19 protein-coding genes and 1 pseudogene are annotated in these 23,633 nt (G+C 46.9%); 3 read left to right on the top strand and 17 right to left on the bottom strand.

Translation table 11 applies throughout. From position 1 onward, the window contains the following. From MCG44_RS00120 to mgtE, 7 genes and pseudogenes are all read right to left on the bottom strand, one after another. Positions 1–471: pseudogene (locus tag MCG44_RS00120) on the bottom strand (DUF711 family protein); the annotation flags it as partial. 18 nt (positions 472–489) lie between these two features. After that, on the bottom strand, positions 490–762 hold the full coding sequence (locus MCG44_RS00125; protein WP_240286040.1) for an ACT domain-containing protein: 273 nt from the start codon (positions 760–762) through the stop codon (positions 490–492). A gap of 55 nt (positions 763–817) precedes the next feature. Next, positions 818–1,627 carry an MBL fold metallo-hydrolase gene (locus MCG44_RS00130; protein WP_412531117.1) on the bottom strand — a complete coding sequence of 270 codons (810 nt, stop codon included), beginning with the start codon at positions 1,625–1,627 and terminating at the stop codon, positions 818–820. After that, positions 1,612–2,211 carry a dephospho-CoA kinase gene (coaE, locus tag MCG44_RS00135; RefSeq protein ID WP_240286042.1) on the bottom strand — a complete coding sequence of 200 codons (600 nt, stop codon included), beginning with the start codon at positions 2,209–2,211 and terminating at the stop codon, positions 1,612–1,614. The genes MCG44_RS00130 and coaE overlap by 16 nt, the downstream gene beginning before the upstream one ends. Positions 2,212–2,215: 4 nt before the next feature. Beyond that, positions 2,216–4,849: a DNA polymerase I gene (polA, locus tag MCG44_RS00140; RefSeq protein ID WP_240286044.1), complete on the bottom strand. Its 2,634-nt coding sequence runs from the start codon at positions 4,847–4,849 to the stop codon at positions 2,216–2,218. Positions 4,850–4,861: 12 nt separating this feature from the next. Continuing rightward, the gene (locus MCG44_RS00145) at positions 4,862–5,194 is read right to left on the bottom strand and encodes a zf-HC2 domain-containing protein (RefSeq protein ID WP_240286046.1); all 333 of its coding nucleotides are present in this window, start codon (positions 5,192–5,194) and stop codon (positions 4,862–4,864) included. A gap of 36 nt (positions 5,195–5,230) precedes the next feature. Beyond that, the gene (mgtE, locus tag MCG44_RS00150; RefSeq protein ID WP_240286048.1) at positions 5,231–6,562 is read right to left on the bottom strand and encodes a magnesium transporter; all 1,332 of its coding nucleotides are present in this window, start codon (positions 6,560–6,562) and stop codon (positions 5,231–5,233) included. Positions 6,563–6,715: 153 nt separating this feature from the next. On the opposite strand from mgtE, the gene MCG44_RS00155 reads away from it, so the two are divergent. Next, the gene (locus MCG44_RS00155; protein ID WP_240286050.1) at positions 6,716–7,573 is read left to right on the top strand and encodes a DegV family protein; all 858 of its coding nucleotides are present in this window, start codon (positions 6,716–6,718) and stop codon (positions 7,571–7,573) included. A 90-nt stretch (positions 7,574–7,663) separates the two neighbouring features. Here the strand turns inward: MCG44_RS00155 and MCG44_RS00160 are convergent, their stop codons facing one another. From MCG44_RS00160 to MCG44_RS00170, 3 genes are all read right to left on the bottom strand, one after another. Then, a complete protein-coding gene (locus MCG44_RS00160) occupies positions 7,664–7,990 on the bottom strand; it encodes a helix-turn-helix domain-containing protein (RefSeq protein WP_240286052.1) in 327 nt (108 codons plus the stop codon). Between the two features lie 387 nt (positions 7,991–8,377). Then, a complete protein-coding gene (locus MCG44_RS00165; protein ID WP_240286054.1) occupies positions 8,378–9,568 on the bottom strand; it encodes a cation:proton antiporter in 1,191 nt (396 codons plus the stop codon). A 26-nt stretch (positions 9,569–9,594) separates the two neighbouring features. After that, entirely contained in the window at positions 9,595–11,364 is a 1,770-nt protein-coding gene (locus tag MCG44_RS00170) for an aminopeptidase P family protein (protein ID WP_240286056.1), read from the bottom strand. 105 nt (positions 11,365–11,469) lie between these two features. Between MCG44_RS00170 and MCG44_RS00175 the strand changes: the two genes are divergently transcribed. Continuing rightward, the gene (locus MCG44_RS00175; RefSeq protein ID WP_240286058.1) at positions 11,470–11,922 is read left to right on the top strand and encodes a YjbQ family protein; all 453 of its coding nucleotides are present in this window, start codon (positions 11,470–11,472) and stop codon (positions 11,920–11,922) included. Between the two features lie 6 nt (positions 11,923–11,928). Here the strand turns inward: MCG44_RS00175 and MCG44_RS00180 are convergent, their stop codons facing one another. From MCG44_RS00180 to MCG44_RS00200, 5 genes are all read right to left on the bottom strand, one after another. After that, positions 11,929–13,518: a putative ABC transporter permease subunit gene (locus tag MCG44_RS00180; RefSeq protein ID WP_240286060.1), complete on the bottom strand. Its 1,590-nt coding sequence runs from the start codon at positions 13,516–13,518 to the stop codon at positions 11,929–11,931. Continuing rightward, positions 13,499–14,224 (bottom strand): ABC transporter ATP-binding protein, encoded by a 726-nt coding sequence (locus MCG44_RS00185; protein ID WP_240286062.1) that lies wholly within the window; start codon positions 14,222–14,224, stop codon positions 13,499–13,501. The genes MCG44_RS00180 and MCG44_RS00185 overlap by 20 nt, the downstream gene beginning before the upstream one ends. 166 nt (positions 14,225–14,390) lie before the next feature. Beyond that, entirely contained in the window at positions 14,391–16,241 is a 1,851-nt protein-coding gene (locus MCG44_RS00190) for an ABC transporter ATP-binding protein (protein WP_240286064.1), read from the bottom strand. Next, positions 16,241–18,391, bottom strand: coding sequence for an ABC transporter ATP-binding protein (locus MCG44_RS00195; RefSeq protein ID WP_240286066.1), 2,151 nt, complete (start codon positions 18,389–18,391; stop codon positions 16,241–16,243). The genes MCG44_RS00190 and MCG44_RS00195 overlap by 1 nt, the downstream gene beginning before the upstream one ends. After that, positions 18,388–18,852: a MarR family winged helix-turn-helix transcriptional regulator gene (locus MCG44_RS00200; RefSeq protein WP_240286068.1), complete on the bottom strand. Its 465-nt coding sequence runs from the start codon at positions 18,850–18,852 to the stop codon at positions 18,388–18,390. Before MCG44_RS00200 ends, MCG44_RS00195 begins: the two co-directional genes overlap by 4 nt. Positions 18,853–19,227: 375 nt before the next feature. Between MCG44_RS00200 and MCG44_RS00205 the strand changes: the two genes are divergently transcribed. After that, positions 19,228–20,637: an MFS transporter gene (locus MCG44_RS00205; protein ID WP_240286070.1), complete on the top strand. Its 1,410-nt coding sequence runs from the start codon at positions 19,228–19,230 to the stop codon at positions 20,635–20,637. 67 nt (positions 20,638–20,704) lie between these two features. On the opposite strand, the gene MCG44_RS00210 is transcribed toward MCG44_RS00205, so the two are convergent. Together MCG44_RS00210 and MCG44_RS00215 are read right to left on the bottom strand one after the other, a co-directional pair. Continuing rightward, a complete protein-coding gene (locus tag MCG44_RS00210; RefSeq protein WP_240286072.1) occupies positions 20,705–23,221 on the bottom strand; it encodes an ABC transporter permease in 2,517 nt (838 codons plus the stop codon). Then, positions 23,181–23,633 (bottom strand): ABC transporter ATP-binding protein (locus MCG44_RS00215; RefSeq protein WP_240286074.1); only part of this gene is annotated, 453 nt, incomplete at its 5' end. The genes MCG44_RS00210 and MCG44_RS00215, both read right to left, overlap by 41 nt.

Genomic DNA, 23,633 nt, shown 5'->3' on the forward strand with positions numbered 1-23,633 from the left:
TCCCGTTTTAGTAGAGCGAGGTTGACGGAACTGCATACACGTTTGTACACGCCAGAGCATCCGGGATCGAACGGATTAAAAGTTCATCTGCTTTCGTCATTCCCTTCGAGACCAGCGCAGAGTATCCGCCGATAAAGTTGACCCCCACTTCCTTTGCCGCCCTGTCAAGCGTTTTTGCCAGGGTCACAAATCCTCCGGCCTTGTGCATGCCGCGCCGCCCACAAGCGCCATCGGTGTAATGGAAATTCTTTTATTGACGATCGGAATGCCATATTCTGCAGAAATGTCTTCCCCTGTTTTTACAAGTTCCTTCGCCGTTGCGGTGATCTTATCATAAATCCGGCTGCTGACCGTCAGAAGATCATCATCGATGCAGTCCAGAAGACTGATTCCCATTGTGATCGTACGGACATCCAGATTCTCCTGTTCAATCATCTTGTTCGTTTCATTGACTTCAAATATATTGATCATTATAACGTCTCCTCGTATTTAGATGCGGTGCATTCTGTTAAATATATCTTCGTGCTGGCAGCGGATGACAACTCCGATCTCTTCTCCCAGTTCTTTCATCTCTTCTGCCAGTTCTCCCGTGCCCTTGCCGCATGCTGAAGTGTCCGTCACCATCATCATATTAAAGTATCCGTCTACGATCGTCTGCGAAATATCCAGAATGTTGATCCGATGATCAGCCAGATACGCACATACCCTCGCTATGATTCCTACAGTATCTTTTCCCACCACAGTAATAATCGTTTTTTCCATCTCATCCTCCTGTACCGCAACGGCTGCGGTTTTTCTTTATATTTTTTGATATGTATCAAATCTCAGCCATCTTTGAAATACTCTCACGGCTCGCTACCGAAATATCAAAATCACATGCTCTGTAAGGATTATCTCCCATCGTCACTTCCGAACACACAGTCTCATATGCAAGTGCCTCATAATTATTCTCTCTGCTCAAATGACCCAGAAGTATTTTCTTCAGGTTGTCGTGAAGCAGGCTGCACAGCAGTTTGCCGGCAGATTCATTTGACAGATGTCCTCTGTTCCCCAGGATTCTGCGCTTCAGATAATATGGGTATTTCCCCACCTGCAGCATGTTTACATCATGATTTGCTTCCAGAAGAAGCGCATCCAGATTCTGAAGATTGGAAATAATATAATCTGAATATTCACCCATATCCGTCGCAATACCAATGGTCTGTTCCCCATGTTCCAGTCTGTATCCAACCGGCTGCGCCGCATCATGGGAAATGGAAAATGGATGGACCATCATATCTTTGATCTGATATGGTTCATCTGCACGGATCTCATGGAAAATTCCTTCCGGCAGTCTGCCAAGCGTACTCATCTGTTCCATGGCACCAATCGTCCCGGCTGTTGCATAGATCGGAATCCGATGCTTTCTTGCGATAACTCCCAGTCCTTTAATATGGTCGGAATGTTCGTGCGTGATCAAAATGCCGTCAATATCGGAAGTCGTCCGGTCAATTTCATTCAGCCCAAACTCTATCCTCTTTCCGCTGATTCCGACATCCACAAGCAGGCTGGTATTTTCACTCCCTGCAAAAATACAGTTACCGCTGCTTCCGCTCGCTATACTACATAATCTCATGGTGTCCTCCATTGTTTCATCCTGGCTTCTATCTGTCTTGCCGTATTTTCAAATGTTCCGCTGTTATCAATTGTAATATCGCAGCGTTTCTTAAATTCCTCTTCATCCAGCTGATTCGCGATCATCTGAGTGATCTTGGCATCGCTGTAATTCCGGCTTTTTTTCAATCTTTCCCGGCGCACACTCTGATGGGCATAAATATACCACACTTCGTCACAAATTTCATCATAATGTTCTTCCAGAAGCAGAGCAGCTTCCAGAAAAAAGTACGTCTTCCCCTGTTCTGCTGCAGCTTCTATCTGCTCAGATATATATTTGCGGACGGCCGGATGAATGATACGGCTGAGCGCTTCCAGCTGCGCATGATCCTGATACACGATCCGCGCAATCCGGGAGCGGTCGAGTTCACCGTCTTCATCCAGTACCCCGTCCCCAAAAAGCCGGCGGACCGGTTCATAGCATGCCTGCCCGGATTTCATCAGCAGATGTCCTGCATGATCCGCAAGCAGGACAGCCGCATCATAGTTTCCGGCAATATATTTCATCACTTCGCTTTTTCCCGAGCCGACCCCGCCGGTGACCCCGATCATCTTCATGCGTTTATTTTGCCTCATACCAGTTCTCTCCCTGGTGCATATCTACTTCCAGCGGCACTGCAAGATCAGCAGCCCCCTGCATTTCCGTACGGAGGATTTCCGAGACCTCATCTGTCTCCTCCCGGTATGCTTCGATTAACAGTTCATCGTGCACCTGCAGGATCAGGCGCGAACGCAGATTGCGTTCTTTCAGCCGTTCATTGACACGAATCATCGCAATTTTAATAATATCTGCCGCCGTTCCCTGAATCGGGGAATTCATCGCAACACGTTCTCCAAAAGATCGCTGCATAAAATTGCTGGACGACAATTCCGGGATCGGCCGTCTTCTGCCGAACAGCGTTTCGGCATATCCCTTCTTTTTTGCATCCGCAACAAGACCGTCCAGATACTGTTTGATCTTTGGATATGTCTCAAAATATTTTTCAATATAATCCGCGGCTTCTTTTCTGGTGATGCTTAAGTCCTGACTGAGTCCGAATGAACTGATGCCATAGACAATTCCAAAGTTAACTGCCTTTGCATTTCTTCGCTGCAGGTCCGTCACTTCTGAAAACGGAGTGTGGAACACCTGGGAAGCGGTGATTCTGTGAATATCCCTTGCCTCGCGGTATGCCTCGATCAATGTCTCATCCCCGGAGCAATGCGCCAGCACGCGCAGCTCGATCTGAGAGTAATCCGCATCCAGGAACACACAGTCCTCCTTCGGGATAAAAACCTTGCGGATCAGTCTTCCAAGTTCCATCCGTATCGGAATATTCTGCAGGTTGGGTTCGGTGCTGCTGATCCTTCCCGTAGCCGTGATCGTCTGATTAAAGTTCGAATGAATCCTGCCGTCCTCGCCAATATATCCTGCAAGCCCGTCGGCGTAGGTGGATTTTAATTTTGTCAGCTGCCGGTATTCTAAAATATCTGTCACGATTTCATGATCGGGTGCCAGTTTATCAAGTACGTCTGCGGCTGTTGAATACCCTGTTTTTGTCTTTTTGGCACCCGGAAGTTTCAGTTTCTCAAACAGAATCACACCCAACTGTTTCGGAGAGTTGATATTAAACTTCTCGCCTGCCTTTTCATAAATGAGCTCTTCCAGCTCCAATATCCGCACCTGCAGCTGATCCCCGTATACTTTCAGTTCATCTTTTGCTGCACGGATACCTTCTTTTTCCATATCATGCAAGACAAAGACAAGGGGCAGTTCAATCTCCCGGTACAATCCCAGCATGCCCTTATCTTCCAGAAGCTTTTCAAGCGGTTGTTTAGCCGCAAATGCTGTGTAGCTCATATAACACGCAAAACGCATCACGGCTTCTGGTCTCTGAACCAGCGCATCCCGCAGCGAAAGCTTTCCCAGCAAATCTTCTTTCGAGGGAAACATCAGACCCAGAATTTCTTTCGCAATATCATCATACGTATAGGCAGACTTCAGAGGATTATTCAGGTAAGCGGCAACCCCGATGTCAAACACGCTGTTTTTATTTTTCGGTTCTGCAACAGCAAGCGCCTGCTTAATGTCCAGCATCGCAGTTACGTTGTTGCAGTCAATCAGCGAACCGATTTTATCTTTCAGGTAATCCGCGGTGACAAAACCCTGTACCGGCAGAAAGCAAATAGCATCCGCCGACTCAGCCAGCGCGGCTCCCAGCAGTTCCCCATCCTGGATCAGCAGATACATACCGATATCTGCTGATTCCGAAAATCTGGAAAACACCGACTCCACTTCCGTCAGCTCAGAGGCCGTTTGAAACGAATCTTCCACATCCGGAACCGGTGATTCACAGGAAAAGCGTGACAGAAGATTTTTAAACTCCAGTTCTTTGAAATACTGGTAAGCCTCCGGAGTAAACAGATCTTTTAATCTGGCAGATTCAGGTTCAAATGCAACCGGACTCTCCGTGTTGATGGTAGCAAGTTCTCTGCTCAGCACTGCAAGGTCATAATGATCCCGCAGTGATTCCCGGGCTTTATTGGGTTTAACCTCCTCCAGATGTTCATGGGCGTTCTCGATACTCCCATATTCTGCGATCAGCTTTGTCGCCGTCTTTTCGCCAACTCCGGGAATTCCCGGTATATTGTCAGAGCTGTCTCCCATCAGACCTTTCAGTTCAATGATCTGAGCAGGTGTCACTTGGTATCTCTCCAGGACATCTGCTGCATGATAATCTTCGGTGACCGTCTTGCCACCCTTCGTCTTCGGAATACGTATCTTGATCTTTTCTGTCGCAAGCTGCAGCAGGTCACGGTCTCCTGATACGATGGTCACCTCCATGCCCTGTGCTTCGCTTTTTTTCGCCACAGTTCCCAGCAGGTCGTCCGCCTCATACCCCTCCATGGAGATCAGGCAGACTCCCATAGCCGCCAGCACCTCCTTCAGCAGTGGGACCTGCTCTTTAAGCTCCTGCGGCATCGGTTTTCTCGTTCCCTTGTACGCCTCGTACTTCTCATGCCGGAACGTCGGTGCATGCACATCAAAAGCAACCGACAGATACTGCGGCTGCTCCTCTTCCAACGTCTTAAATAAAATATTCAAAAAACCATACACGGCATTCGTATGCTTCCCATCCGCATTTGTCAGATCCGGTATGCCGTAAAACGCACGGTTGATAATACTGTGTCCGTCAACTAAAACTATTTTCTCCATTTATGTCTCCTCTTACAGATATCCCATGATGATACAGACTCCGGTAACCGCAAGTCCCAGCATCAGGCAGCCCACGATAAACACAAACGTGCGCAGATGCTGGCGCTTGTGCATTCTCGTCAGTTTATCGTGTATATCTTCCTCCAGCAGCTGGCTGATATTATAGGATTCCTCCTGATCTTCATCCAGATACTTCTGAGCCATATCCACAATATAGTAAATTTCCAGATCCTCATAACACGCCTGGCAGTTTCTGATGTGGTAGACGAATTCCTCCAGATCATTGTCTGATATGGTCCCGTTTAAATATTGGTCGATGCAGGCCTGTGCCTTCTGACAGTTCATATAATTCCTCCAGTATCATTTCCGGGATTCCGGTCATCATGTCAGCGCCAGAAAGTGCGTGGCAATCCCAAAATATATTAAAATCGAACACGTGTCCAAAATTGTCGTGATCAGCGGCGTCGCCATCAACGCCGGGTCCAGTTTCAGACTTTTGGCGACGATCGGAAGCATGCCTCCCACCAGTTTTCCAAGAATGACAATCCCCACCATAGACAGCGCTATGATCAGAGAAATCGTCATATCATGATACGTAAGCTGAATCCTGATACCGTTGACAATCGCAAGCACAACGCTGACGATCAACGCAATCCTGAGTTCCTTCCAGATGATGCGGAAGAAATCTCCGATATGGATCTCATCCAGCGCAAGTCCGCGGATCACAAGGGTCGAGGTCTGAGATCCGCAGTTTCCGCCAATTCCCATCAGCATGGGGATAAATGAAACCAGCAGCGGAATTGCCTGAAAGGCCGCTTCATAATGCCTTAGGACAGATCCGGACAGTGTTGCGGAGAGCATGAGGACCAGAAGCCACCCGATACGGTTTTTGGCATGTACGGGAACCGAAGTCTTAAAATATGAATCTTCGTTAGGGCTCATAGCTGCCAGTTTCGAGAAGTCTTCCGTTGTCTCTTCTTCCAGAACATCAAGCGCATCGTCGAAGGTTACAATACCGACAAGACGCCCTTCATCATCTACAACTGGCATTGCCATGAAATCATATTTACTCATCTGCTTTGCAACATCTTCTTTATCATCATGAGTGTTCACAGTGATGACATTTGTTTCCATGATATCTTCTACCAGTTCATCATCTTCAGCGAGAAGCAGATCCTTAACTGTAACCATCCCGATCAGTTTTCGGTATTCCGTCACATAACACGTATATATCGTCTCTTTATCCGTTCCTACACGCCGGATTCTGGAAATGGCGTCAGCGACTGTCAGATAGCGGGAAAGTTTGACGTATTCGATCGTCATGATGCTTCCGGCACTGTCTTTCGGATAATTCAGAATCTGATTGATCGCATCGCGCGTTTCCCGGTCAGTGCTGCGCAGAATACGATTGATCACGTTCGCAGGCATTTCCTCAATCATGTCAACCGCATCATCCACAAATGTCTGTTCCAGAACATCACGGAGCTCACGGTCCGTGAATCCATTGATCAGACCTTCCTGCATATCACTTTCCATAAACGCAAATGTATCTGCCGCCAGTTCTTTCGGAAGCAGCCGGTATACGAGGAGACGCTCTTTTTCATCCATGTCCTCCAAAAGAATTGCCAGGTCAGCAGGATTAATCTTCTGAAGCTCTTCCCTTAATTCTGCCAGCTTTTTTTCTTCCAGAAGCTGTGTAATTCTCTCTTTCACTGTGCCTCTCCCTTCATTCATGCCTCCCCCTGCGGGTTCTTTATCTGTTTTGCCAGATAAAAGTCAATTTTACCTTACCCTCTGATTATTCGTTTGTCAACCCGAATTTACAATGTTATAATCGAAACAGAATAGGAGGAAAGAAAATTCATTATGGAAACTCGAAAAATCATCTTAAGCGCAGACAGTACCTGTGATTTAGGCCAGGAACTCAAAGACCGCTATGACGTACACTACTATCCGTTTCATGTTATACTGAGAGGATCAGACTATCAGGATAATGTTACGATCACAACAGAAGATATTTATCAGGCCTATTACGAAGACAAAACTCTTCCCAGGACAGCTGCTATCAATGTCAGCGAATACATTGATTATTTTCGCCCATGGACTGATGCCGGATACGAAATTATCCACCTGAATCTCGGCGGTGCTCTCTCAAGCGCTCATCAAAACTGTATGCTGGCCGCCGAAGAACTTCCGGGTGTCTATCCAATTGACAGCCAGAACCTGTCTACAGGAATATCCCTTCTGGTTATAGCCGCCGGTGATATGATCCGCCAGGGTCTTCCTGCAGCAGAAATTGTCAGACGCATCAAAGAACTTCGCAGCCACTGCCACGCCAGTTTTATTCTGGATACTCTTGATTTCATGCATGCAGGAGGACGCTGTTCTTCCGTAGTCGCACTCGGTGCAAGTCTTTTGAATCTGAAGCCCTGTATCGAAGTTGACAATTCGGACGGAAGCATGAAAGTCGGCCGCAAATATCGGGGAAGCCTGCAGAAAGTACTAACCCGCTATACACAGGATGAGCTGAAACGGTACCATAATATACGGACTGACCATATTTTCATCACCCACTCCGGCATCGACAGTTCCTGCATCGAAGCCGTAAAAAATACGATAAAGGAAACAATGGATTTCTCCGAAATTCATGTAACAAAGGCAAGTTGTACCATTTCATGCCACTGCGGCCCAAATACGCTTGGCATTCTGTTCATGACTGATTAATCATAATCAAAAAGCATCCCACCCCGTAAGCGGCGTCACCTATGAACAGTCCGCCTTATCGGAGTGGGATTTTACACTCAGGCACCATTGTCATTTATCGTACAATTTTGATATAGTTTCCATGATCTCAAGCAGTAAATACTGCTTTTCTTCCGGACATGCACGGTACATTTCCAGTATTTGTTCCGGCACTTCTGTCTCAGCCTCTCTTCCCTGCAGTAAGTAATCAATACTGATTCCCAGAATATCGCAGACATTAATGATATTTTCTATAGACAGTCCCGCGATTCCTCTTTCAACTTCACTGTAATGCTTGATCGAGATGTTCAGGCGGTCTGCCATCTGCTCCTGTGTTAAATGATGGTTCTTACGTTTTTCTTTCAGCCGCATCCCCATTTCCACTTTGTAGTTTTGCATATCTCACCATCCTTATACCGGATATTTTACCCTATACGAAAGGTTCCATACACAAGGCTTTAGGTGTTGCTTTTATAAACCTAATATGTTATATTTTAACTGTTCGTAATCCCATTTTTATCGGAAAAGGAGCTTGACATGGTTACTAACAGAGAAATCTACGATGCGAATCTCTGCCGGGAATGCCTGAATAAAAAGTATTCCCTGAAGCTGAAGAAAAAAGACTGTCTGTATTATTATTATTCTCAGCAGTGCTCAGGGTGCGGTGATCTTCATCACATTGTAGCAAAAGTGCGTTTTGGCAAACGCTGGAAATTGCTGTAAAAAAACAGGAACGACTCACTGTTGTGAATCGTTCCTGTTTTTCTATAAAGCCTGTATCCGGATTCAGGATACTTCCTGCACGTCCGCCGGTTCCCCGTGGTATAAAACCTTAAGCAGAATCGGTGTCACCACCGAGGACACGATGATCAGCAGGATTACGGCTGTAAAGTATTCCGACTCGAGAAAACCTGCTGACAGACCTTTCTGTGCCACGATCAGCGCCACCTCTCCCCTTGTCATCATTCCAACGCCGATCTTCAGGGAATCTTTGCCCGAAAATCGGCACAATTTTGCGACAAGTCCGCATCCGATGATCTTGGAAACCAGCGCAACCAGAACAAATCCTATGGAAAAGACGAGCAGCGTCATGCTGAAATTCTTGATGTCCGTTTTCAGACCGATACTGGCAAAAAATATCGGGCCAAACAGCATGTAAGAATTGATATCCATCTTTCTTGCGATATATTCCGAATCCTGTATGTTGCACAGAATAATTCCTGCAACGTATGCCCCTGTAATATCGGCAATCCCAAAATACCGTTCTGCTATGTACGCAAGACCGAGACAGAGAGCCAGTCCTGCGATCGGAATCCTTCGCGTATGCGGATACATACTGTCGATTTTTTTAAACACCCGGTAAAGTACATAGCCGATCACCAGTGCAAACACAAAAAACAGGGCTGTACTGATGATCGTTGTAGATGCCCTGGAGTTTTCATCTTTAAACCCGATCACAACTGTCAGTACGATAATCCCAATGACGTCATCGATGATAGCCGCACTCAGAATGGTAGTCCCGACGCGCCCTTTCAGACGGCCCATCTCCCGCAGAGTCTGGACTGTAATACTGACGGAAGTGGCTGTCATAATCGTCCCAACGAATACCGCTTTCAGAAATCCCTCGCTTCCCCACGGAGCAGCCCCGTACATAGCCATGTAAAGGATGGTTCCCGCTCCGAGAGGAATAAAGACTCCTGCGCAGGCAATCACAAGTGCGATCGGCCCTGTCTTCATCAGTTCTTTCAGGTTCGTCTCCAATCCTGCCGAAAACATCAGCAGAACCACTCCGACTTCTGCCATCACCATCAAAAAATCGGTCTGCTGCACCCATCCCAGAAGGCTTGGTCCAATTAAAAGCCCCGCCACAATCTCTCCGACAACCTGTGGTGCCTTCAGCTTTCTTGCCAGGATTCCACACGCCTTCGCTGCGATAACGATAATTGCCAGATCTTTAAATACACTGTACGCTTCCATTTCTCATATTTCCCCCTCATCGTATTTTATATTTCTTTTGTAATCTCCTTCAGCCATGCCGCTTCCCGCTTATCCAGATATGGAACCAGTGTTTCGTACACATGCCGGTGATAATCATTCAACAGTTTCCTGTCGGTACCATCGAGAAGCTCCAAAGCTATAGCCTCCCTGTCAAACGGCACCATCGTCAGAACCTCAAATCCCATGAACTGTCCATACGCATTTTTCTCTCTTTTTTCACACACCATCAGATTCTCCAGACGGATTCCGTACTTTCCATGCAGATAAAGACCCGGTTCATCCGAAATCACCATGCCTTCTTCCAGCACGACCGCCTCCTTCCCCCTGATGTGGCGCCAGCGGATTGCCTGTGGACCTTCGTGGACACTCAGCAGGTCACCAACCCCGTGACCTGTCCCATGACGATAATCAAGTCCCGCATTCCACAGCGGCTGTCTTGCCAGAATATCCAGATTTTCACCGCTGCATCCGTATTGGAACTTTGCGGCGGCGAGACGCAGATTACCTTTCAGCACCATGGTATAATGCATCTTCTGTTGTGCATCCGGCTGTCCCAGCGATACTGTTCTTGTAATATCTGTTGTGCCTTCCCTGTAATGCGCTCCTGTATCCATCAGAAGCAGCCCTTCGGGAGCCAGTTCCATATCCGAAGCCATGTCTGCAGCATAGTGCACGATCGCACCGTGTTCCCTGTATGCCATGATCGGTTCAAAACTGGGCATTAAATACCCCTCCTGTGCGCGCCGGAATTCTTCCAGCTTTTTGGCTGCACTGATCTCTGTAATCCTCTCATGTCCAATATGATCTTTCAGCCAGCAAAGAAAGCGTGTAACGGCAACACCGTCTTTTACATGCGCGTCCCGGATCCTTTGCAGCTGGCTTCTGCTTTTGACAGCTTTTCTTTTCAGAATGGGAGATTCCTGCTCCAAAACAGATGCCGCTCCTTTCAGCCTGCCTGCCAGCGCTGCGTTCAGCTGGTCATGATCTGCCCATACCGTTTTATCCTGTACGGCTGCAGAAAGTTCCTCATAGATCTGCTCATAATCATGAATGCAGACTCCGCGCTTTTGAAGCACTGATCTTGTCTCCTTTGTGAGTGCTTTCTCCTGCATATAGACAGCAATCTCCTGCATACCGACTACTGCATATGCCAGCGCTACCGGACAGCAGGCGGTGTCATTCCCCCTCATGTTAAAGAGCCATGCAATCTCGTCAAGGGATGACAGAATCAAAAGATCACATCCCTCTCTTTTCATATCACAGCGAATAAGTTCGGTTTTGTCCTCACAGCTCTCACCCTGAATTTCCGGCAGCATCCAGACAGGACTGCAGGAACGAGGCGGCCTGTCATTCCAGATTTTTCCGATCAGCTCCACGTCCGTCCTGACCGATGCTCCTTTTTTTTCAAGCATTTCCGACAGACGCCTGATCCAGGAAGCGCTCACTGTCCGGCCATCCACACCTGCACATTCTCCCGCCCCCATCCGCTGTTCCAGAAATTCAGGAACCGCAGGAACACCGGCTTCCCCCATTTTAAAAAGTGTAATCCCGCTCCCTGAAAGCTGTTCCTCTGCCTGAAGAAAATAGCGGCCGTCTGTCCACAACCCGGCACCGTCTTTCCATATGACTGCCGTCCCTGAAGAACCCGTAAATCCCGTGATAAACTGACGGCATTTAAAATATTCCCCAACATACTCCGAACCATGAAAGTCATCAGAGGGAACGATATAGTAATCAATTTCCTGTCTTTTCATCTCATTTCTAAGCTGTTTCATACGTTCTTTTATCATGTCTTTCCCATCTGCTTTCTTTTTATTTTCTCTGTTTTATGCTATAATACCGATGATCATAAATCAGGATTCACAAGGAGGTAACTACACATGGCAGTTTATACGAAAACAAAAGATTATCACACCAAAGCCCATATGGGTATGATCGATGTCACAAACGATTTCCAGGCAGCAGTCAGTGAGGCCTGCGAAAAACACCATATCAGCGCAGGAACCATCACAGGCTTCACAACCGGAGGTGTCGCCGGCCTGACAACGCTTGAATTTGAACCCGGAATGGTGACAAAAGATTTAAAGGAAGCTATGGATGTATTTTCCCCTTACCGCGATAAGGATGGACGCGTCATCCATTATAAGCACCACGATACCTGGCACGATGACAACGGCTCCAGCCACATCAAATCAGCGCTTCTCTCACCGTTCATCACGATCCCGTTCGTGGAAGGCCGTATCACGATCGGTCCCTGGCAGAATTTAACCCTGGTTGAATGTGATACGAGAGACCGCCACAGGGAGATCGTGTTTCAGGTCATGGGAGAGTAATTTTTCCTATAGTTCCATAAATCTGCGGCTTCCGTTTTCTTTCAGATAAAAATACATACCGGCGGAGGCCGCTGCCAGAATCATACAGTGGACTGCCATAAAGAAACCACATGACATGCCCATTACGAACAGTGCAATATAGCCTGCGGCAGGCGCCGCGATAAATACCATTGCAAGTATCATCGATAAAAACGGACTCAGCCCCTGTTTAACGGCGGCTGTTTCATTCACCCAGTCCAGCTTTGGAAATCTCAGATTCAAAACAATTCCCAAAAAACCTATCGTCACGTTAAAGCAAAACGGCAGCAGAAAAATCATAATCCTGGACAGGATATCCATCGGCAGCAGAACATTCAGCAGAATACCGGCTGCTATAGACGGAACTTCTCCAACCACTACATGAAGTTTCACTTTCGCCAGCAGCAGCTCAATCGTCGGTACCGGGAGGGTCTTGGCAATCCACAGATTTTTTCCCTCCACCGATATACTCGGTGCCGATATGAAATTCATTGACAAAAGGCCTGCCAGTACCATAGCTCCGGCCACCCCATAGTATTGCTCAGGAATTTTCTGAACATACGGCATGATATCTTTCCATTTGATAACCGCGGCAGCTGTCAGCAGCAGCGTAAAAATGGAGCCAATCGCTGCATTCATCATATACATGGAATTCGTCCCGAACCTGGACAGCTCTTTTTTAAAGAGTGCGTTCCTGATACCTCCTGTTTTCAGTGCCCCTTCCTTATATTTTACTTTCGCCTGACTGTGCTTCGTCGTCGCAATGTGGATAAAGCTTTTTGTGAGAACTACCGCCACCACTACGGCCGGAATGATCGTACACAGCATGAACAGAAGCAGACTGAGCAGATTGCCCTCACCGACAGCCACCCCCAGATGATAAATGGGAAACAGGCTTTTTCTGACCGCCTCCGCCAGATCTGCTCCGTGATTTAACAGCCACTGCATATAGACTGTGATTTTACTGTATACATAAAAGTAACCGCCCATAAAGGCCACAAAAATAATCAGACTCACAATATGCCGCATCGGTATCCTGCTGCTCACAACTGCAAGCACCCATCCGAGAATGCAGGATAAAGTCAGGCTGATAAACGGAAGCAGCAGAAATACAACAATAAAACTTATCTCCTGTGTGACCGAAAATCCCACCATAATCCCATATATTACACCCGCCGGGATCATAACAAAACTCTGATAGACATAATTAAGCAGCAGCAGGGATAACAGCCGCCCCGCCAGTATATTTCCCGGTGCGATAGGCATGGAGAGAAGCAGTTCATTATCTTTCGCGTCATAGAGCTGCGACTTGGTCATCATGACACTGCCGATAAAGCTCAGCAGTATCCCGACAATCCCCATGACCGCAAAATACAGCCAGTCAAGCCCGGCTTTGGTAAGCGGCAGGCAGAGAGCACCGAACAGCATGCCAAACAGCAGAAACAGGCATCCTACAACATAGATTGCCAGCAATACGATGCCGACTGTCAGAAGGGCACTGCTTTTCTTATTCCGGGATCTCTGAAACATCGCCGAAAACATCTGCCGGAGATTCATTTTAATCAGCGCTTTGAACATGTTCTCCCTCCAATTCCAGAAATACATCTTCCAGCGACTCATCCCCGATCACTTCGTCTGTTTTTCCGCTCTTTATCAGTGTGCCATTTTTGATGATCGCTATCCGGTCACAGAGTTTCTCCGCCACCTCCAGCACATGTGTGGAAAAGAAAATCGCCCCGCCGTTATCGCACAGCGTCCGCATCAGTTCCTTTACCTCAAATGCCGCTTTGGGATCGAGACCGACAAAAGGCTCGTCCATGATTAACAGCTTTGGTTCGTGGATCAGCGCGGATATTATGGCTAGTTTCTGTTTCATTCCGTGAGAATAAGTGTTGACAGGGGACGCCAGGTCATCCATCAGTTCAAACTGACGGGCATACCGGTGAATCCGTTCTTCGCGGTCCTTTCCTGATACACCGTAGATATCGGCAATAAAATTCAGGTATTTAATGCCGCTCATAAATTCATAGAGATCCGGGTTATCCGGTATATATGCCAGAGCTTTTTTACAGTCCAATGGCTGCGACCGGATAGATTTCCCGTCTATCAGGATTTCCCCCTCTTCAAAATTAAGAATTCCACAGCAACATTTAATAGTCGTTGTCTTACCGGCACCGTTATGCCCGATAAATCCGTAAATCTCACCCGGATGGATATGGAGTGACAGATGATCTACCGCTTTTTTGCTGCCGTACATTTTGGTCAGGCCTTCAATCTTAAGCATACTTTTCCCTCTTTTTTAATTTTTATTTACCCTTGAAAATAGTTTCTCCTGTGGATTAACTACGTTCCATTATAGCCCTGCCATGTTAAGAAAGCAAATAAAAAGAAAACAGCCGGCATAAAAAGGAAGCTGCCATCCGGCAGCTCCCAATAATACACATTGCATTTTATGCAGTTACAACCTCAAACTGAGAGTTATACAGCTGGGCGTAGAATCCATTCTTTTCCAAAAGACTTTCATGATCACCCTGCTCAATTATGTCGCCGTCTTTCATTACCAGAATGACATCTGCATCTTTAATGGTAGAAAGCCGGTGTGCGATCACAAAGCTGGTACGGCCTTTCATCAGATTATTCATCGCTTTCTGTATTCTGGCTTCTGTTCTCGTATCAACAGAGCTGGTCGCCTCATCCAGTATCATGACCGGATTATCCGCCAGAATAGCCCGCGCGATCGTCAGCAGCTGTTTCTGTCCCTGTGACACATTACTTGCATCTTCATTGAGTTCCATCTGGTATCCGCCCGGCAAAGTCTGAATGAAATGATGAGCATGTGCCGCCTTTGCTGCGGCTATGACTTGATCATCCGTAGCATCCAACCGGCCATAGCGGATATTTTCCATAATTGTACCCTTGAACAGCCAGGTATCCTGCAGTACCATACCAAAACTCTCCCTGAGCTCGCTTCGGTTAAAGCTGCGCAGATCATGGCCATCTACCCTGATATCTCCTTTGTTGACATCGTAAAAACGCATCAGCAGTTTTACCATTGTTGTCTTTCCGGCGCCCGTGGGACCTACAATTGCCACAGTCTGCCCGGGTTCCACATGACAGCTGAAATCATGAATGATCACTTTATCCGGCTGATAACCAAACTGTACATGGTTGAAATCCACCTCACCCTCTACATGTTCGAGGTGTACCGGATGTTCCACTGTCTGGTCTTCTTCCTCCTCACCCAGGAATTCAAATACCCGTTCCGCTGCAGCAGCCGTTGACTGCAGCATATTGGATACCTGTGCAACCTGTGTGATCGGCTGTGTAAAGCTTCTCACATACTGAATGAAAGACTGGATATCACCGACTTCAATCATATTCTTAACGGTGAGAAGTGCTCCGACCACTGCAACTGCAACGTATCCGAGGTTACCAACAAAGTTCATGATCGGCTGCATCATACCGGACAGGAACTGCGATTTCCAGGCTGACTGAAACAATACATTATTTGTCTCGTCAAATTCCTGCTCCATCTCATCCTCTTTATTGAATGCCTGAACAATCGTATGACCGCTGTAGACTTCCTCCACCTGCCCGTTGATCTTACCCAGATATTTCTGCTGTGCAACAAAGTATTTCTGCGAAAATTTCACAACAATCGCAATCAGCCCCAGCGATACCGGCAGGATCACAAGTGCGATCACAGTCATCAGTGGACTGATGGAAAGCATCATAATCAGAATTCCGATAATCATGGTAACTGAGGTAATCAGCTGGGTAACACTCTGATTCAGGCTCTGTCCCAGAGTATCAACGTCATTTGTAATCCTTGAGAGGACTTCTCCGACTGTTCTGGACTCAAAGTATTTCATCGGCATTTTGTTGATCTTTTGAGAAATCTCTTCTCTGAACCTGTAACAGAGCTTCTGCGAAATACCGGTCATGATAAATCCCTGGATAAATGTAAGCAGCGCACTGATCAGATAAAGCGCGATCAATATCAGCAGTATCCTTCCGATTTTCTCAAAGTCGATACCCCCGTTTCCGGTAATCTTTCCTACAAGTCCGTTAAAGATCTCCGTTGTCGCCTTTCCAAGGATCTTGGGCCCTACAATATTAAAAGCTGTTCCGCCTACTGCAAATATGAACACACCAATCAGTGCAAATTTATAGCGCCCCATAGATGCCAGCAGTTTTCTGATGGTTCCCTTAAAGTCCTGAGCCTTCTCTCCGGGTACCATTCCTCCTCCCGGTCCATGCATGCGCCCCGGTCTCTGGGATCTTCCCTGTGTCTCACTCATTATGCACAGCCCCCTTTCAATTCAGCCTCTGAAAGCTGCGATTTTGCAATCTCCTGATAGGATTCACACTGTTCCATTAGTTCCTGATGTGTGCCCTTTCCGACGATCTTTCCATCATCCAGCACAAGAATCTGGTCTGCATGAAGGATGGTGCTGATGCGCTGTGCCACTATGATAACCGTAGCATCTTTCACCCTTTCATTCAGTGTCCTTCTAAGTACCGCATCCGTCTTGTAATCCAGTGCAGAAAAGCTGTCATCAAACAACAGAACCTTCGGTCTTTTAGCGATTGCCCGGGCGATCGAGAGTCTCTGTTTCTGTCCGCCGGACACATTGTTTCCGCCCTGTGAGATACTGCTTTGATACTTTTTCGGCTTTTCATCAATGAACTCGGTCGCCTGAGAAATCTCTGCTGCCTCTTTCATCAGGTCATCACTCACCATATCACCCGCAAATTTAATGTTGGATTCAATGGTTCCTGAAAACAGTACCCCTTTCTGGGGTACCATGCCGAGAAGCTCCCTCAGTTTATGCATGGACAGGTCTCTGATGTCCACACCGTCCATTGTTATGCGCCCGTCCGTTACATCGTAAAACCGCGGGATCAGATTCAACAGTGTTGTCTTCCCACACCCTGTACTTCCGATGATCGCAGTCGTCTTTCCCGGTTCCGCCGTAAAATTCAAATCCTCCAGAGCATTTTCATCAGCTCCCGGATATTTAAAGGAAACATGCTCAAATGAGAGACATCCATCCCAGTTTTCCCGGGAATCATCCTTCGTATTTTCTTTATCCGTAATACTGATCGTGGTCTCAGAAACCTCATTGATACGTGCAGCAGCCACACCGGCACGCGGCAGCATAATGGATATCATTGTCAGCATCAGGAATGCCATGACGATCTGCATCGTGTATGTGATGAATGCCATCATATCACCCACCTGCAGATTTCCCAGGTCAATGCCTTTGCCGCCTACCCAGACGATCAGGACAGTAATACAGTTCATAATCAGCATCATTGCAGGCATCATAAATGTCATGATACGATTGGTGAACAGCTGCGTTGATTTCAGGTCCTGATTTGCTGCAGCAAATCTTTTTTCCTCATATTTCTCTCTGCTGAATGCACGAATGACCGGAAGTCCTGTTAAAATCTCCCTGGACACCAGGTTCAGACGGTCGACCAGTGTCTGCATGATTTTAAATTTGGGCATTGTAACTGACATCAGAATGCCCACTACGACTACAATGGCAACCACTGCAACAGCGATGATCCATCCCAGCCCAGTCCTGGTATTGGCAACCTTGATGATACCTCCGATACCGATGATCGGCGCATACATGACCATTCTCAGCAGCATGACAGAAACCATCTGAATCTGCTGGATATCATTCGTACTCCTGGTAATCAGTGATGCTGTCGAGAACTGATCCATCTCAGCATGTGTAAAGTGCAGTACTTTTTTAAATACCCGGTTCCGGAGCGTCATGCCCACCTTTGCCGCCGTATAAGATGCAAGCATGGCTGCTGCCACAGAAGCCGCCATCGCAAGTACTGCTAGCGCAAGCATGATACCGCCGTTTCTTAAAAGATAGTTCATCTGATAATCATCCAGATTGATTCCCATCTCCTGGTATTCCTTCTGAATAAACAATACCGCTTTCTGTGCGATCAGGGATTCGCTGTAATCACCGAATTTATCCATCGCCTGCGCCTCAGCCTGCTGAAGCTGCTCTCTGGTCACCTGACCGCTGTCTACAAGAGCTCCCAGTTGTGCGGCGTCAATCTTTCCGGATTCTTCCATCGTTGACATCATAAGCATGGCTCTTCCGAAGGCCGGGTCCAAAGACTCTCTTTCCTTTTCTCCGTCCTTTGTCAGTTCCATATTTCCATCTGCATTTAATGCATATGCTTTCCGCACCTCTTGTTCTTCCTTATCCGTCATAAAAAGCGTCAGGGATTCCAGTGTGTCCGGACGCATCTCATCCGGTACTGCCCCCTCAATACCTTTTTGCTGGATACCAACATCGACAATATCTGATGTATATGCAGGCAGCGAAAGGTCACAATATGCCTGGATGACAAGCAGAACAATAATGCACAGAATCATACGCTTATGCTCTGCCAGATATTTGAACATATATTTCATTCTTTTCCTCCTGTTTCACGTTTACTGATCTCATCTTCCATGATATCCGTAAGATCTTCAATATATGCAAGAATAGCCTCCATACGCTCTTCTCCCAGCCTCATTATGACTGTATCTGTGAAATCTCTGAGAAGTTCCAGAATCTCACAGTGTCTTTTTCTGCCATACTCAGTAAGACAGACGTAAGTGTTCCTTCGGTCCTCATCTTTTTCACTTCTGGCTATCAGGCCTTTTCCTTCTGCACAGCGTAACAGCCTGGAAGCCGTAGGCGCAGAAAATCTCATGATCTTTGCCAGGCCGGAAACCGTTACACCACCACTGTTTCTGTCTTCTTCCCTCTGAATAATTTCCATCGCCATGAACTCCTGCCTGGAAATATCCGGAAACATTCTCTGTACGCGAAGTCTGCGGAATTCATGAGAAGCCTGAAACAGCCGCACCCTCAACTCATCATTTTTCATCGCAGCATACTCTCCCTGCCTTTCTGTTTTTGTATTGCTAACATTTTACATTACTATTAATTAGCATTACTAAGTATATGCCTGCAACCATATTATGTCAAGACCCTATTTAGTGCCACAAAACCGTGACACACATCTTCAGGCATATGATCACTGCAAGATTTTATAACCGGCAATGAAATAAAATAAAAAAAACGCCAAAAATCCAACAAGAATGCTATAACAAGATTTTCATAAAAATGATAATATAATACCAGTCATTGTTCATGAACAGCCACAGATAAAATCGAATAACAAGTATAATGAAAAAATTTTATATAGGAGTTTTGCGCAAAACTCACAACAATTGAGAGGTATTGAGAGGTAAAACTAACTATGAGTAATGAAGCAATTACAACAGCTGGAAGCTGTCAGAAAGCAGGCGTACCGGATCTGTCCTGGAAAAAGCGTATTGCTTATGGCTGCGGAGACACCGCATGCAACATCGTCTTTGGAATGACAAGTGCACTGCTCACGTTATTTTATACGGACTATGCAGGTATTCCGATCGCAACCGTAGGTCTGGTCATGCTGATATCACGTATCTTTGACGGGACATCCGATTTGATCATGGGTGTAATCGTCAGCAAAACAAAATCAAGATGGGGAAAGGCCAGGCCCTGGATTCTGTGGATGGCAATCCCCTACGTAATATGTGCAGTGGCGATGTTTATCATACCACAGACGAGCACAACGCTGCAATTCTGGTATATACTGATCACCTATAATCTTTGTACAACCATTTGCTATACGGCAATTAACGTCCCCTACGGCACACTGTCCGCTTTGATGACACGTTCGTCACATGAGCGGGACTTACTATCTATCATCCGTATGACGATGGCACCGCTTGGAAGGCTTATCGCGGTCACGCTGACAATGCCGATCGTAAAACTGTTCGGAGATACTCAGTCTGCATGGATGAAAGCAATGATGATGTGGTGCGTTCTCGCATTTTTTCTGCTTTTGATCTGTTTTAAATACTGTGAGGAAGAGGTTATGATCAAAACCGCCGAAAAACATCAAAAAGCATCGTTCCGGAAAAATATCAAAGCTCTTCTGACAAACCAGTATTTCTGGGCAACTCTGATACTCTGGATGATCACCTGTATCCACCAGACCTTAGTCGGAACTGTCCTGCCGTATTACTGCAAATATATCTTCGGAAATGACAGCTGGATGTACAGTACTCTGTATATGGCTGAGTCTGTAACGCTGATCGCAGGAGCTCTCCTGTGCCCGGTGCTGCTGAAACGCTTTGGAAAGAGGAGCCTGTCTCTGCTCGGCTGTATTGTCGCTGTTGCAGCACAGGCAGCATTTCTGCTGAATCCCCACAGTTACGAATGGGCTCTTGTAACTTCAATACTGAGAGCGCTGGGACAGGCTCCTGTCACAGCTGTTATTTTCGGAATGATGGGTGATGTGATTGAATTCGGCCAGTGGAAAAGCCATATCCGTCAGGAAAGTCTTGTATTTGGCGGTGGCTCTCTGGGATTTAAAATGGGAGTCGGTGCAACCAGCGCCGTTATCAGCTCGCTGCTGATGCGAAGCGGATATGTCAGTTCCGAAACAGGAGGTGCCGTTCAGCCGGAATCTGCAAGGACGATGATTATGAACATCTACGAATACGGAACACTTCTGATCTGGGTGATTGCAGTGATCGTACTGCTCCTGTACCAGCTGGATAAACGTTATCCTGATATCATGAGTGATTTAAAACTGCGGGAATCCCGCGGTGAAATATAAACCGGCATGTAACTGCCGGCCAGCAGCCAAAAGGCAGAACTGCTTTTCCCATGTTCTGCCTTTTATGCTATTCAAATTCTTTGATCCTCTCTGCAATCGTATTGCCTCCCGCCAGACGATGATATGCGGCGGTCGGAATCAGCATGCATGCCAGCACAATCAGGACCACCCCAATTATGACGGGTACCAAAGGTATTTTAAATGCGGTCTCTGTGTAATTTAATGCACGGTAGCATCCGTATGTTATCCCAAGTCCGACGGTAGCCGTCAGCAGCACGGAACCGAATGCATACAACAGTCCCTCACGCATCAGCATGCCTCTCATCTGTTTATCCGTCATTCCGATACTTTCCATAATAGCCAGCGAAGTCCGGCGGTTCTGAATGCTGCCCAACACAGTGTTGATATAGTTCATAAGCCCAATCCATGCCAGAATCAGAGATATCCCGATGCCGATCTCCATCATATTTCCCTGCGCTCTTTCCAGTTCTTTCATATCTTCCAGCCTGGACTCCCAGGAAAAATCTCTTGCATAAGGACTGATGTCTATTAATCGTTTCACTTTCCTCTCGGTATCCTCATCATACTCTTTCTCATATTGAATATCGATTTTCGCAATGTACGGATTTTGGGCGCATTGTTTCAGGTACGTATCACTTACAATGACGATCGGGGCACCCCCTGTCGAACTTCCATAATACGGGTCATCTGTCAGCCCCGCTATGTTCAGCCGATACTGTGTGTCTGTGCTGCCGTCCGGTGAATACACTACACCTTTTCCCTCTAATCGTTTCATATCAAGCGACAGTCCGCCCCGGTAAAGAATACAGGTTTCTCCGCGCATAAAAGCCTCTTTATCGACATCGCCTCCCAGTTCGTCATTCAGAGTTTTCAGTCCATCCTCATCAATTCCTTTTAAGAACGAATAAAATTTTTCAGGATTCCTTTTATACGCTTCAACATCTGTATCATACGGATAATCCTTCCATACCTCATAAAACTCTCTCATCCAGACATCGGAGAATTCCGGTTCCCACGGCACGATGATCCTGGCACTCCACAGCGGACGTATCTCCCTGATACCTGTAATTCCCTCAAGATCATTAAGAAATGCATCGTCCATGATATGAATCCAGTCTTCTGTATTTTCCTTTTGAAGTGTATCATTTTGAAGTATCAGATCCGTATCCATGTTATTTGACATCACTGTTTTGGCACTCTGGCTTTGAATCAGTGTGACCAGGCACAGAAACACAGACAGGCTTGCCGCCAGCGAAAGCATGACGATCCCGGTCTTTTTCCAGTCCTTTTGAAGCTGCTCCCCTGCCATCCTCCACAAAACATGCAGTCTGCCTGTTCTGCGGGAGAGTCTGCGCGGCGAACCCGCGCGATATCTCATGGCTTCTACCGGTGATACCGAGGCAGCAATTTTCGCAGGTCGGCGGCTGCAAAGAAAGACTGTGATTCCCACGAACAGTATGGTTCCGAGAAAAACCGCAGGATGAAAAGAAATCTCTACTGCCAGTTTATGAATACCGAGCGCCCTTACCACTGCCGGAATCAGCAGGTATGAGACGGCAAAACCTGCCAGAAGCCCGGCGCCTGTTCCGATAATGGTGACGCAGAGCATCTGTTTCTGTATCAGACAGTATATCTGTCTTTCCGTCATGCCCACCGTCTGCATGAGTCCATAATACCTGATATTGCCGGATACCGATAAGTACAGGATATTATAGATGAGCAGATAAGCACTTATACATGTGATAATGACCAGTCCTGCCATTCCTGCGAGAACACCTGCCGTTTTCTCCATCGTGACGGTGGGCATAAAATACTGCCGGTTTGACAGACAAAGACTCTTCTCCAGATCAGACAACGTCTTCTGCCGTATAAGAGAACCTCTGAACTTCAGATTAAGCACACCGTTATAACGCAATTGATACCCGGACTGTTTATAAAACGACTCCGATACATAGAACGCGTCTTTCGTACCATATCCCTCCCATATTCCGGATATCAAAAACTCCCTGGTATGTGTTCCTTTTTTATCGGAATAAGTCAGAATAAAACGGTCCCCAACACCGAGATTTCCTTTTCCGCAGTTTTGAAGTGCTTCCCTGGTGGCCATCAGTTCATGATCTTTTTCCGGGTACTCCCCTTTCACCCATTCCCGTGCGGGAGCCAGAATATTTTCCCATTGGACTTCATCACACCACAGCATGCCTGAATACATGGTATCATCCACATCTGTCTCCATCGCATATCCGGCATAGGCTTCCGTGCCGGCATACAGTATATTTTCATCCCGCCCGCATATCTCTTTTTGCCCCTCCGTAAATCCATTGACCAGCAGGGCATCATAGTCCCCGCCCTGCAGGCGCATCTCCTGCTGATGCTGCATTTTAAAATATGTGGTTCCCACAGTCAGGACACTGAACAGCATAAAAGCCGACAACATGATCGCCGCAGTGATGATTCCAAACCTCTGTTTATTCCTGACGAGCGAGCGCCTGCACATTTTAACAAGAATATTCTGGTTATTATTAGCTAACATTTGCAGCACTTCCTTCCACAATTCTGCCATCTTCAATGCGTACTATACGGTCCGCCATCTGTGCGATGTCATGGTCATGTGTAATCAGTACGATGGTCTGCTGAAACTGCTTCGCTGCTATTCTCAGAAGTCCCATAACATCATGACTGGCAGCCGTATCGAGATTTCCTGTCGGCTCATCCGCCAGTATAATGGATGGCTTGGAAGCGATTGCCCTTGCAATAGCCACCCGCTGCTGCTGTCCGCCTGACAGTGTCCCCGGCAATGCCTCTGCTCTATCCTGCAGTTTCAGGATCTTGAGTATATGCCCGATATAATCACTGTCTGCCTGTTTTCCATCCAGTTCTACAGGCAGTGTTATATTTTCATATACATTTAAGTCAGGCACCAGATTATAGTTCTGGAAAACAAATCCCACCTTTCTCCTCCGAAAGATTGCCAG

Source organism: Lawsonibacter sp. OA9, from assembly GCF_022440585.1.

Bases quoted from the DNA above. Each gene is read 5' to 3' on its own strand.
- MCG44_RS00160 (WP_240286052.1), bottom strand. From the start codon at position 7,990: ATGCAAAACTACAAAGTGGAAATGGGGATGCGGCTGAAAGAAAAACGT.
- polA (WP_240286044.1), bottom strand. From the start codon at position 4,849: ATGGAGAAAATAGTTTTAGTTGACGGACACAGTATTATCAACCGTGCG.
- MCG44_RS00170 (WP_240286056.1), bottom strand. From the start codon at position 11,364: ATGAAACAGCTTAGAAATGAGATGAAAAGACAGGAAATTGATTACTAT.
- MCG44_RS00130 (WP_412531117.1), bottom strand. From the start codon at position 1,627: ATGGAGGACACCATGAGATTATGTAGTATAGCGAGCGGAAGCAGCGGT.
- MCG44_RS00175 (WP_240286058.1), top strand. From the start codon at position 11,470: ATGGCAGTTTATACGAAAACAAAAGATTATCACACCAAAGCCCATATG.
- MCG44_RS00200 (WP_240286068.1), bottom strand. From the start codon at position 18,852: ATGAAAAATGATGAGTTGAGGGTGCGGCTGTTTCAGGCTTCTCATGAA.
- MCG44_RS00185 (WP_240286062.1), bottom strand. From the start codon at position 14,224: ATGCTTAAGATTGAAGGCCTGACCAAAATGTACGGCAGCAAAAAAGCG.
- MCG44_RS00165 (WP_240286054.1), bottom strand. From the start codon at position 9,568: ATGGAAGCGTACAGTGTATTTAAAGATCTGGCAATTATCGTTATCGCA.
- MCG44_RS00180 (WP_240286060.1), bottom strand. From the start codon at position 13,518: ATGTTCAAAGCGCTGATTAAAATGAATCTCCGGCAGATGTTTTCGGCG.
- MCG44_RS00155 (WP_240286050.1), top strand. From the start codon at position 6,716: ATGGAAACTCGAAAAATCATCTTAAGCGCAGACAGTACCTGTGATTTA.
- MCG44_RS00205 (WP_240286070.1), top strand. From the start codon at position 19,228: ATGAGTAATGAAGCAATTACAACAGCTGGAAGCTGTCAGAAAGCAGGC.
- MCG44_RS00190 (WP_240286064.1), bottom strand. From the start codon at position 16,241: ATGAGTGAGACACAGGGAAGATCCCAGAGACCGGGGCGCATGCATGGA.
- MCG44_RS00145 (WP_240286046.1), bottom strand. From the start codon at position 5,194: ATGAACTGTCAGAAGGCACAGGCCTGCATCGACCAATATTTAAACGGG.
- coaE (WP_240286042.1), bottom strand. From the start codon at position 2,211: ATGAAGATGATCGGGGTCACCGGCGGGGTCGGCTCGGGAAAAAGCGAA.
- MCG44_RS00195 (WP_240286066.1), bottom strand. From the start codon at position 18,391: ATGAAATATATGTTCAAATATCTGGCAGAGCATAAGCGTATGATTCTG.
- MCG44_RS00125 (WP_240286040.1), bottom strand. From the start codon at position 762: ATGGAAAAAACGATTATTACTGTGGTGGGAAAAGATACTGTAGGAATC.
- MCG44_RS00210 (WP_240286072.1), bottom strand. From the start codon at position 23,221: ATGGCAGAATTGTGGAAGGAAGTGCTGCAAATGTTAGCTAATAATAAC.